General features: G+C 34.7%; 10 protein-coding genes. 5 read left to right on the top strand and 5 right to left on the bottom strand.

All coding sequences use genetic code 11. From position 1 onward, the window contains the following. The first annotated feature begins 57 nt into the window (after positions 1 to 57). Positions 58 to 1,284 carry a glycosyltransferase gene (locus Q0992_RS04590; RefSeq protein ID WP_299521107.1) on the top strand — a complete coding sequence of 409 codons (1,227 nt, stop codon included), beginning with the start codon at positions 58 to 60 and terminating at the stop codon, positions 1,282 to 1,284. Here Q0992_RS04590 and Q0992_RS04595 read toward each other — a convergent pair. From Q0992_RS04595 to Q0992_RS04605, 3 genes are read right to left on the bottom strand one after another with little or no spacing between them, the layout of a single operon-like run. Further along, positions 1,274 to 2,794: a glycoside hydrolase family 2 TIM barrel-domain containing protein gene (locus Q0992_RS04595; RefSeq protein WP_299521109.1), complete on the bottom strand. Its 1,521-nt coding sequence runs from the start codon at positions 2,792 to 2,794 to the stop codon at positions 1,274 to 1,276. The genes Q0992_RS04590 and Q0992_RS04595 overlap by 11 nt on opposite strands. Further along, entirely contained in the window at positions 2,787 to 4,001 is a 1,215-nt protein-coding gene (locus tag Q0992_RS04600; RefSeq protein ID WP_299521111.1) for a hypothetical protein, read from the bottom strand. Before Q0992_RS04600 ends, Q0992_RS04595 begins: the two co-directional genes overlap by 8 nt. Then, the gene (locus Q0992_RS04605; protein ID WP_299521113.1) at positions 4,001 to 7,090 is read right to left on the bottom strand and encodes a hypothetical protein; all 3,090 of its coding nucleotides are present in this window, start codon (positions 7,088 to 7,090) and stop codon (positions 4,001 to 4,003) included. Before Q0992_RS04605 ends, Q0992_RS04600 begins: the two co-directional genes overlap by 1 nt. A gap of 183 nt (positions 7,091 to 7,273) precedes the next feature. On the opposite strand from Q0992_RS04605, the gene Q0992_RS04610 reads away from it, so the two are divergent. From Q0992_RS04610 to Q0992_RS04625, 4 genes are all read left to right on the top strand, one after another. After that, entirely contained in the window at positions 7,274 to 8,461 is a 1,188-nt protein-coding gene (locus Q0992_RS04610) for a response regulator (RefSeq protein ID WP_299521115.1), read from the top strand. Between the two features lie 6 nt (positions 8,462 to 8,467). Next, positions 8,468 to 8,968: a glycosyltransferase gene (locus Q0992_RS04615; protein WP_299521117.1), complete on the top strand. Its 501-nt coding sequence runs from the start codon at positions 8,468 to 8,470 to the stop codon at positions 8,966 to 8,968. 10 nt (positions 8,969 to 8,978) lie between these two features. Further along, positions 8,979 to 9,980, top strand: a complete 1,002-nt coding sequence (locus Q0992_RS04620; protein ID WP_299521119.1) for a type I phosphomannose isomerase catalytic subunit — start codon at positions 8,979 to 8,981, stop codon at positions 9,978 to 9,980. Between the two features lie 322 nt (positions 9,981 to 10,302). Then, on the top strand, positions 10,303 to 10,593 hold the full coding sequence (locus Q0992_RS04625) for a hypothetical protein (RefSeq protein WP_299521121.1): 291 nt from the start codon (positions 10,303 to 10,305) through the stop codon (positions 10,591 to 10,593). 90 nt (positions 10,594 to 10,683) lie between these two features. On the opposite strand, the gene Q0992_RS04630 is transcribed toward Q0992_RS04625, so the two are convergent. Both Q0992_RS04630 and Q0992_RS04635 read right to left on the bottom strand, forming a co-directional pair. Beyond that, a complete protein-coding gene (locus Q0992_RS04630; RefSeq protein ID WP_299521123.1) occupies positions 10,684 to 11,151 on the bottom strand; it encodes a nuclear transport factor 2 family protein in 468 nt (155 codons plus the stop codon). 43 nt (positions 11,152 to 11,194) lie between these two features. Next, a complete protein-coding gene (locus Q0992_RS04635; RefSeq protein ID WP_299521125.1) occupies positions 11,195 to 12,295 on the bottom strand; it encodes a DUF4407 domain-containing protein in 1,101 nt (366 codons plus the stop codon).

Consider the following 12,295-nt stretch of genomic DNA (forward strand, 5'->3'; position numbering starts at 1 on the left):
TGATTTTATAGCATTAAAACCCCAAATTTGTAGAGTAAACAATAAAAATATACAATCATGAAATTAGCAATTGTAACAGCATATCCACCGAGTAAAGTCACTTTAAACGAATATGCCTACCATTTAGTAAAGCAGTTTAGACAAAAACAAGAGGTCACAGAATTGATCTTGCTGACGGATAAAACCGAAGGAGAAAAAGATTTAGAATTTACAAAAGCAGGCTGTAAGATTACTGTAAAGGAATGCTGGAGCTTTAATAGCTATAAGAACATCATTTCAGTAACAAGAGCGATTAACCAAACGAAGCCAGACTCCGTATTATTCAACCTTCAGTTTATGAAGTTTGGAGATAAGAAAGTCGCTGCAGCTCTGGGTTTAATGTTACCATTGGTATGCCGATTAAAGAAGATTCCTAATGTCGTGCTATTACACAATATTTTAGAAGAAGTTGATTTAGGAAGCGCTGGTTTTACCTCTAATAAATTCATGCAAAAGATTTATGGCTTTATTGGTGCAACATTAACAAAGTTGATTTTACGGGCAGACACCGTAGCGGTAACCATGCAGAAATACGTTGCTATTTTAGAAGCCAAATACGGTGCTAAAAACGTGAAGTTAATTCCTCATGGGACTTTTGAAATACCACAAGAACCTGACTACAATTTACCAAAAGGGCCATTGCAAATTATGACCTTCGGAAAGTTTGGAACCTATAAAAAAGTAGAAGGAATGATTGAGGCTGTTGAGATGGTACGCAAGTCAACAGGTTTGGATTTAGAAGTGGTGATTGCTGGAACCGACAATCCTAATGTGCCAGGTTACTTAGAAGGTGTTAAAGCACAGTACAAGCATGTGCCTCAAGTTCGATTCACGGGTTATGTTGAGGAAGAAGACGTACCAGTCATATTTAATGAAAGTGCTGTGGTTGTTTTTCCTTACACGTCTACAACAGGAAGTTCAGGTGTATTACATCAGGCAGGGAGTTATGGCAAAGCTGTAGTGATGCCAGACTTAGGCGATTTAGCTCTATTAGTGCAAGATGAAGGTTACAGAGGAGAATTCTTTGAGCCTACTAATGTTGAAAGCTTGGCATTAGCTATAGAAAATTTAGTAACCAATGAAGCACATCGCTTAACTATTGCAAAAGCGAATTATAAAGCGGCTACGGCACACCCGATGTCTCAGATAGCTGAAATGTATATAGAAACGTTTAAACAAATTATAGATCGAAAGCGCGTTGTTAACCCTTTAATTGATAATAAAACGCAGGAAGCTATTCTTTAGTTGAGATATACTTAAAAGAAGGTTTTTTAGCCCTACTTTCGTCTATAAATCCAAAATGCTTTTGGGCATTTTGGCGCCAAGGAAGTCGTCCCACGACTTCCTTTGGTATTTCTACAAAATCGTAAAGGGTCCACGACATAAACTGAATGTTATTGTCTGAAAATATAGTCTGCATGGATTGATGGTAATCTGCTTGGTCATCTTCAGAATTTCCAAAAGGCTTCCAAAAACCACTATAAGAAGACATGCCATATTCGGTAATCACGATAGACTTGTTTTTAATGTTAGCTTTTAGCGCTTGATATTTTTCTGGGAGTTGATCTTCTTGGTCGTAGTAATGAAAAGATACAAAATCCAATTGGTCTTCAAGTAATGCTGCACTTTTCACGTTAGACCATCCAATAGTTATAGCATGATTTGGATCTTGAGACCTTACGAAATCAACCATATTGTCTAACCAAGCTATGACTAAGTCTTCGCCACGACTTTTAAAATCTAAATTGGGTTCGTTTTTGATGTCCCAACCCAATAAGGCATTATGCGATTTTAAAGCATTAACAATAGATTTGGCATGACGCTGTGTTAAGGTCCAATCGCGTACAGAATAATCCCCATAGAAGTCAAAAAGTGTGATCAAAACTTTAAGATGCTGTGTTTCGGCTATATCCAAAACTCGAACTAATTTTTCTAACTTATCTTTTGAAACATTTGATTTTCCAAAGTCTTCGTAAGGCACAAAAATCCGAACACTATTTAAACCAGCGTTTTTTATGATTTCAAAATCGGTGTTAATGATAGCCTCGTTAAAATGATTCCCATACATGTCCCAAGGGGTAGCTTGCGGGTAATAATTGATACCCTTTATATCGGAAACTGTTATCGGATTGATTTCTTGTTCTGCGGAATAAGGCGCACTCTCCATACGCACTAAATGTCGTATACGCCAAAATCCGTCTTCTAAGAGTAAGGTGACTCTATAGGTGGATTTTTCATAGATTTCTGCAATCAGTTTTTTATCATTAAAAATTCTTTTGTATTCAATGACATCATGGTCTGTTAGCACAGCAAGCTGTCCGTCTTCACTAAAAAACTCTAGGGTAGGATGATGTGCTAATGTGGTGGCTTCTATAAACGTATTGTTATCTGAATTCATAGAAACAATGTTGCGAATATGTTTTCGAACACTTTCAGTATAAAAATCATCCACACCTCCCATAGAGTTAGTCATATAGGCGACGTACCTTACATACCAGGCATCTAGATAATCATCTTCTATAGCTTTGAGGTTTTCCTTATCCATAGAACGCCCTTCATTGGCTAAAGGAGACCAAGTAAGTTCTGGTAAGTACTGGTCAGCTTGTTTAACCTCTGTATGGGGCATCGTACTACGGTCAGCGCCAGTGTTGAGGTAAGAAAAAATAGCAGCAACTCCATAAATCACTAAGGCAATGATAAGCACATAGCTTAATAGAATAATACCTCGCAATATGTTTTTGTTGTAACTACTCATAATTGATGTCTGCGAAAGATTTTACGATGCCAGCAGCTTCAATCTCCAGCTTATACCGACCTCTTGGATAACGATCTTTGTTTAATTTGAAATTAGCGAAGCCATCAATACTTTGTTCAATCATCTGATGTTCAATAGCGCCATCTTTGTAAATCTTTAATGTCACATCGAGTCCATTAGGAACATATTGATTCATAAAACTCTGTAATGGACCGACAGTTATTAATCTATGGTCTTCAGAAAAAGATACTTCAAAATCAGTAATGACCTGCTCATAATTTAAAGTGATGACCTCACTATTGGCCATCCCTTTTACATAGGCTTTAACCGTCCATTGGTCTTCATGGTCTGGATGTAATAGTTTTGCTGTAGCTATTCCGCCCATTGTTGTTCCAGAAGTCTTGGCTTTTAAACCAGCTTTGTTAGTGACGAAAAACGTAACGAAAGTACCATCGCTCACTACATTATTAAAACGGTCTTTTATGATGGAAGTCTTAAAGGTAGTCATCTGGTTACCATCGGCATAGCTGTGAATACGATTTGCTGAGATTGTAAAATGGGTTGGTATAGCAGGCACGATATTCACATCAAACTCTTTAGAGTTAAGACCTAAACATTCTGTACTAATGAGCATACGACCACTTTTATCATCAGAGTATAAACACTTATAGCCAATGCCATTTTTGATGTATATATCATCAAGTTCTCGAATCTCTAAAAACTGACGTTTTATAGCGACTTTAGTACTGTCAATAAGGGGATTGTCTAAATCATCTGTGGGTACGGTAACTAGCATCGAATAGTCTGTACCTCCAGCTTCGATACTAGGAGGACCAATGTAAGTCTCAATAGAATTAATTTTGTCTTTTGGCAGTATCTCGATTTGCCCTGAGTTTCGTTTAGAACCGAAATGCAATTCCCAGTTCAAAATACCTGACTTATTGGATAAAATGTTTGGGATTTCAAACTTTAATGAATTATTGATTTCGGGTTTTAAAATCAGGGGGCCATAACTGTTAGAGCAATACATAAATACATCAGGATTACCTTCAAAAGTAAATTCTAAGGTAATGTCATCTCCAGCTGTATAGACTTTTGATGTTGTGATTAAGGTATAATTATGATTAGAATTATCTTGTTTAGTAATAAGGCCAATAACAAGAAGAGCTAGAGTAATCAGTGATATGTGTAACGATTTTAATGACATTAGTTAGGATTGCCAATATAGGTGTTGACGTCTAGTTTTATGAATTTATAGTTAGGATGACTGATGGTTTGTAGCGTTTCATTAGAATGATGAACAATCCGATTGGATACAATCTTATTAGAAATCGGTTCATTGGGTAAGCCATTGACATAACAATTACGCATATCCTCACTAATAATTTTGATACTATTATTTTTTAAGATTGGGTATTGAAACGATTGTTTTCGCTGCTGGCGAATACCATCTTTTACAAACATATGATCCACCCATATCAAGTCTTTGTTTTCATTGTAATAAGACACTAATAATTGTGGAATCGTCACTTCTTCAGTGCCACTATTAAATAGTGAGCCAGAGATATGATTACTGTCTATTTTAGCAATGGATAGTGTTGTGTTCTTATATAAATCCGAACCAGAAACATTGCCTGCGGCTTGGAGATTAAATTTAGTGGGCTGTTCTTGAAACTCAATAGGTGTAAACTCATCAGGATTAAAAGTTTTTGGAATGGAATCTTTCGTTTTGGACCAAGCGATACCTTCAAAATTAATTCTGAATGCACTCACCTCTTTAGGCATCAACTTATGCTTTATGTGGTATTTTGCATTATAGGTGGCTAGTGCTTTATCATCATCATTATATAAAGTGCCTTTTAAAACCACATCTGCAGGAACATTATCTATATTTTGAACTTCACCAACAATGGCATAGCTATTATTAAACTTAACGAGCTTTGCCGTTAGTATTTCTAAAACAGGTTGTTTTAAAACATCTTCATGATAAGTTTGTTCGGTTGTGATTCGTCGTCGCCCTTGATTAAAGTAATTGGTTTTATTGCTCGCATAAAGTTGGTCTGGTGGTAAATCGGTAGTAATATCTTCTGGTTCTAAATACCATTTTCCATTGACCTGAGTGAGTGACCTGTAGTAGGTCTTGTGTATTTTTTCTAAAGGTGTAATCCAATACGTATTCACTTTTACACTAGCGAGATTGTCCGATTGACTTATAATTTCTGTAGTTATAGCATCTAGTTTTGCATACGAACTTAATAAGCCATCAGTGACTGATACTTCTAGCATGTATTGTGCAATAGTCATTTCACTTTCGGGGTTGATTAAGCTGTGTGCTTTCTCAAATTCTTTAAAATCTAAGGCGTCATAGTAGGCTAAAATGGCATTTTCTGGTGAATGATGCGATTCATTTTTAATATAGAATTGATAAATCCCAAAACACACAATAAGCGCTAAGATGATAGCCCACATATGTGTGAATTTTAGAAGACTTTTTGAAAATTTAGAATAATCATTCCGAAAATTAAAGTAAACAGGTAGCGGTTTAATTTTTGTTTTTAAACTGCGAATTAAGAATGATTGTACATTAAGTAAGAAAGCAATTAAAACCGTGAGAAAAGACATAGTTCCCCACAATAATTTTTGCCAGGTAGCCACATCATCTTTTGGTAATATGGATGATAACGGAGGTACATTTAGCTTTTCCCAGACCATGATGCCATTTTCAAGCTGCCTTAGTCGCTGCCAACCACAGAAATATAAAATAGGATCATAGAATTTATCATTAGAAAAAATATATTTCAGATTGTATTTCTCTGGTGTTGTTAAGAATTGCTGTAAGGAACCGATACCTTCAACACCTTTAAATTTTGAGTTTTCCAAACGCTCTATGGGTCTAGTTGTTAACTCAGGTAATCGTCTTGCTGAATGGTAATTACCATCTACAGACATGGCATTGGTTTGTGCGGATAGCCATGCCATCTGATCACCAAAACCTAAAGTCATATAACGCCATTGATCGTGTTGATCTTGATTAAGGAAGTTAACAATGGGCAACATTTTTATTTTCTGTGGCTGTGAAGGTTTAAAATAGCCAAGACTCATCGTAAAAATAGTCATAAAAAGAAACAGACTCGCTAAAATACCACCAGCAATGCGATGGTAAACAGCACCAAGCCTAGATTGTATTAAGGTCTTTAAATCACCTTTTACAAATCGGTATGTAAACTCACCAAATAAAGGCAAAGACATGATTGAGGCCCAAAGGGTAAAACGATCTAAGGTTAATATATTAAAAGCAGTCTCGCCTAATACCAGCTTGGGAATCGGTGTAGTGCCACCGGTTCCAAGTACAAATAATAAAGTTATGGATAAGCCGAAAAACAGATAGCGTCTACTATAAAATCTGTAAAAAATATAGGGTAGTAGAATCAATAAAATGCCCCAAGGAATTAAAAAGAATACAAGTCCTGATGAGCTTACTTCTAAGAAATTATCTCTCGAACCGTGAGGTATGGGCACCTGTGTAATAGGATTGTTTTTAGAATTTATCCAGTAGGGTAGTATGCAAACTACAATGATGATTAGTGAGAGCAATCCAAATCCGACAATGCGTTTAAATAGCCTAAAAAAGCTATTGATAAAAAGTTTTATGGTAACTGCCTTAATAGATTTTATAGGTTCACTGGCATTATCCATAATTATCATTCCTATTAATGGGAAAATAAAGAATACCATTCCAAAAATTGGTGTAACATGATGAGAGGTTACAGTGACCGCGATTAAAGAAAGGGATGTCGCCAAATAACGCCATTTCCCGGTTTTTAACCAGAGATAGATTTCTGGTAGAGCGTGCATTAGTACAGATATACCAATGATACTTGGAAGTTGTCCGAATATATGTAGGGTCTCAACAAACGAAGACGAAAACACCGCCAATATGGCTGCGTATCCCGCTACGGTTCTGTTTGAGGATAGCAGTAACGAAAATCGATAAATACCAGTAATGAACAGAACAGTTCCTATGAGCGCAACACTAAATAAACCAAATTTTAGTCCTCCTATAAAAGAAAGGGCAGCAATAGATTGATGTACTAATGGTGGGTAACTCATAACGGTAAATCCCGTGTACCATTTATAGTTCCAAGGCTCAAACCAACTATTGGCATAATGATCGGCAAAAAATAAATGAATAAGTGCGTCATAGGTGGTTTCTAAAGTGAAAAAAATAGAAGTCCCATGAAAAGCTATGCCAATTAAAAGTGCGGCAATTAAATATTTATTTGAGGCATTTTTCATTTAAATAATTGAGAATGTATTCAATACTGTAAATATATATAATTTAAATGCTGATACTGATTTTAATCAACTACAGTAATCTACCATTCGTCTACACTTACAGCCCTGCTTATCTAAATTAAAAAAATTGGGATGTCTTCTCAATTACTTTTGGACTGTAAATAATCACAAAAATCAATTATTATGAAAGTTTTAGCCATAGATGACCAACAATTAGTATTGCTTCCTTTACAGAAACGTTTAACAGATTTGGGATACGATGTTAAGATTGAAACGGATGCGCAAAAAGGTTTAGAGGCTTTTAATGCTTTTAATCCAGATTTAGTTATAGTAGATATTAATATGCCAAATGTATCAGGTTTCGATGTCATCACTCATATTAGAATTACTAAGGCATCAGATACACCAATAATGATTTTATCTGGAAACACGCTCGATGATAATATCACTAAGGCTTTCGATTTAGGTGTTAACGATTATATGAAAAAACCTTTGAGCCTTAATGAGATTTGTGCCAGAGTAAAACGATTAATAGGTGCTCCAGTGTTAAGTACAGTAGTGAGAGTAGAAAACAATGTCATGATTCAGCAGCGATGTGTTGGTGTAGTTATCCCTTGTTACAATGAAGAAGAACGTTTATTAAGTGATGAGTTTTTAAGTTTTGTAGACGAAAACTCAGGTTATCATCTATGTTTTGTAAATGATGGGAGTAAGGATAATACTTTAGAGGTTTTGCAGAATTTACAGAAGGGAAGAGAAGATTTTATTACAGTTTACGATTGTGAGAAGAATGGTGGTAAAGCAGAAGCTGTAAGACTTGGGATGCTACATATAGCCCAAAGGGATGATTTGGATTATATAGGCTTTTTGGATGCAGATTTATCTACGGATTTAGCTGATTTTGATGACTTAGTTAAGACTATTGAAAACTCTGATTTTAAAATTGTGAGCGGATCTCGTATTGCAAGAATGGGAGCAAATATCACCAAAGAATCCGCGAGAAAAATAATTAGCTTAACCATAAACTTTATCATAAGAAAAATTCTTTCCATGGATTTTAAAGACACACAATGTGGTGCTAAGATTTTCCGTAAGGATGTAATCGATATTGCATTCAAAAAGAAATTTGTCACCCAATGGATTTTTGATGTAGAGATTTTTAAGAGAATGACGATTCATTTTGGTCTTAAAAAAGCAAAAGCTATGCTATGTGAGCAACCGCTTAAACGTTGGATACATGCAGATGGCTCTAAACTATCAATGAAAGATTCTGTAAAAATTGTAATGCAATTAGCTCAAATAGCTTGGGTATATAGAAGTAAAAAAGATGTGTCTAATTATGAAGTTAATCATGAACTAGAAATAGTTTAAATAGTAATGAATTTAAAAATGAATATTGGCGTAATTATCATATTTCATAACAATGCAACTGAGATAAATAATCGAGCTTTTATCGAGAATATTAAGTCGACAAATCATATTAAGATGTGCTTTGTTGATAATGAAAGTAAGGATGAAACACTCGAGAAATTATTGGATATCAAGGAGGTTTGCGAGGACAAAGTCGCTGTGGTACAGATAAAAAAGAAGGTGAATCGAGAGTCGGCAAAACGAGCTGGTGCCAGATATATGTTTAACGATTTTGATCTAAAGCATATAGGTTTTATAGACACCCATAGTTTAATAGAACACAACTATAACATCAATGATATTCTAAATGCTTTGTATGTGGAAAAAGATGAAATCATTGCATTTGACAAAGAAAACAAACGCAAGCAACATATAAAATCAACCTTATTTAAAAGTGTTTTTTCGGTCCTTGATTATTTTAAATCTCAGGATTCTATTAAAAGTAATATACAGCAATCAATACTTTAAAAATTAGATTATGAAAGCATATCCAATAAAATTCATACCAATATTAAAAGAGAAGATTTGGGGTGGAGAAAAACTGTCTAAAGTTTTGAATAAAAAAACAACATCTAAAAACGTAGGTGAAAGTTGGGAAATATCAGGTGTAGAAGGAAATATTTCTGTGGTGTCTAATGGTCTTTACAAAGGCAAATCTTTAAACGATTTAATCAAAAGCTTTAAAGGAGAATTTCTTGGGAATAAGATAATTTCAGCTTTTGGTGAAAGCTTCCCGTTGCTCATTAAATTTTTAGATGCAAAAACAAATTTATCGGTTCAGGTTCATCCGGACGATAAAATGGCAAAAGCACAGCATAACTCATTTGGTAAAACAGAGATGTGGTATATCATGGATAGTGAAAAGGACGCTGAAATAGTATTAGGATTAAAAAGTACACAGACAGATACCGAAGTTTTGAAGCATATCAATGCCACTAATATTGATAAAGTCTTCAATAAAGAGAAGGTAAAACAAGGTGATAGTTATTTTATACCGGCAGGAAAAATCCATGCCATAGGTGCAGGTGTTTTGGCTGCTGAGATTCAACAAACAAGTGATATCACATATCGCGTTTATGATTGGGATAGAGTGGATAATAAAGGTCAGAAACGAGAGTTGCATACTGACTTGGCCCAGAGCGCTACTAAAGTATTTGAATCTAATGGTAAGTGTAGATACAATCTGAAGGATAACACAATCAGTAATTTAGTGGATTGCGATTTTTTTACAACCAATATCTTTAATGTTAGAGGATTAAATAAAAGAACTTATCACACCATGGATTCATTTAAGATATTTATGTGTGTTGAAGGGATAGCTAAAGTAATGATTGATGACAGTAGTGAGTTTGTAGCAAAGGGAGAAACTATCTTAGTTCCTGCAAATTGTGAATCAGTTGTTTTCAATTCTCAAAACGCAAAGTTTCTAGAAGTATATATTGATGCTAAGGATCCGAAATCAAGGAAAATAGCTTCTTAAATTAATAGGGTTTATTATTTGCACAAAAACACCTATGCAAAAAATTTTGACTAGCAATAGACTTTGAAAAGCATTTGGGGAAACTAAAAACACAGTAAATTCTAAAAGACTTTTCTTACATATTATCTATTTAAAAATGTGTTGTTTATCGAAAAAAAAAACAATCCATTTCAAATAAACTTGTCAAATTTGCCATTTGTCGAATTTCTAATAAATACCAGGTTTTAATGTCGGATATTTAAGCTATCCCTCTAAAATTAATAGCACCAAATTTACAGATTAATAGCCCAAATTTAGTATTAATGATTTAACATTATGTATTATGGATTTACAAATCACTAGTTACAACAACCGATTTCAAATCAAAGGAACTTTAAATAAACTAAGCCTAAAGACATTCAACGCACATTTTGCCAACATTTTTGAGAAACTAGACGATGTGCTATTAGATATTGAAAGTGTTGAAAGTATAGATAGAGCTGGAGTTATGGCTCTAGCACGATTGCACAATGAATCCATTATAAAATCCAAAAAATTATCAATTGTTGGTCTTGGCTGTAAAGAGTTATACGATCATTTTAAGAGTCAAGATAGTTCAACAGTCGCTGCTTAGTCAAAAGATAAAGATTTTAAACATAGTGTTTCCGACTAGTGTTTTTCTTGACAGATTAATACTCTCGGAAACACTTTTTTGTGCTATAAATTAGCAAGACATATCTGCAATAATCTTCCATTCGCCATTGATTTTTTTGAAAATAATGGTAAAGACCCCATCCGCATCACCGATATCACGTTTCAAGTGATACTCTCCCATCACCCAATAATTGTCTCCTTCAATTCTTGAAATGTCATTGATAACAAAATTCAACACGCCACTTTCGGCTTTAGTCGGATAGGCTTTTTTATATCTCTTGAGTGTATTCTTCCAACCAAGGGTTAATCCATTTGAACCGTAAAACTTTAGATCTTCACTTTTCCAATAGCCTTCCATAAATCCTTCTAAATCATGATTGTTCCAGGCAATTTCTTGCTTTTCCATAACCAATCTTATTCTAGCTTCTGCTAGATTGTCTTTGGTAATATGAGTTTCTGTATCAGTAGTTATATCTGCTTTTACGGAAATACAGCTTGTACTGCTTAAGACGATAAAAAGTAAAATTAAATATTTCATAAGCTCAAATTTAGATTCAAGCTTAAAAGTAATAAACTAAAGGTTAAAGTACGCCTTTCTGCTTCTTTAAGAAGGCATCAGCTTGATGCTGCATTAACTCTCTTGCCTTTTTACGTTTGTAATTCATTACTTCTTCTTCATCGGCAATTTCGGTATAAACCTTATTGTTAATAGCGTTATCAGTTTGTACAAGAAGCTTACGTTCAGCAACCTGTTGCATCGTCCAACTCTGAACCACGGTTTCCTGATCCTGTAGCTTGTAATCATATTCCCCTTTAGGCGATAATAGTTTAGCGATGATTGGCGAGGTTTCAATAGCTAAAAACAGTAAGAATATAAAGAATGAAGGTAACCAAGGTAATTCACCCAAAGCATTTACACGCGCCATTAAACCGTCAAAGTTATCAATAACGGGTTGGGATTCGGCGACATTAGCTTTATAATCCCCTTGTAGGGTAATGATTTCGTTTTCTATTGCCGAAATCTTAGCCTTATTATCTTGCTTCAATTGTTGCAATTCGGCTAATGCTGCATCATGTTTTTCGCGCTTTTCTTTGTAAACAGGCCCTTTACCTAATTTCATGGTGCCAGAAGTCCCTTCGGCTTCTGTGATATAAGTATCGTAAAGTGCATTCACCTCTGTTTCTTTGGTGTCAATTTGAGCTTGTAATCCTAATATCTGATTTTCTAATTCCGCGATTTTAGGATTAAACTGTTCTGCAATTTGATTTTGATTGGCCAGCGTTAAATCGTTCTTCTGTTCTAGAAGGACTTGATTTATTTCCTTTTCGAAAATTTTAAGCTCTAAAGGCTTAGAAATAACAATAGCTATAATAACAGCTAGGAAAATTCTAGGGGTAGCCTGAAGAATTTCATCTAAAACATTGTCACGTTTCTTTATGGTTGAGACAATATAGCGATCTAGATTAAAAATAAGCAAGCCCCAAATGATTCCAAAGAAAATAGACGTATATAGATTGTCAAAAACAGTATAAAGCGCATAACTAGAGGCTATAGTAGCCATTAATGCTGTAAAAAATACGGTTGCTCCAATACCAGCGTATTTATTTTGTTCACCAATAGAACAGTCGTTTAAGATATCGGTATCGGATCCAGAACATAAAATAAAGAATTGCTTTAACAT

The sequence above is a fragment of the Winogradskyella sp. genome, assembly GCF_028289625.1.
Lineage (GTDB): Bacteria > Bacteroidota > Bacteroidia > Flavobacteriales > Flavobacteriaceae > Winogradskyella.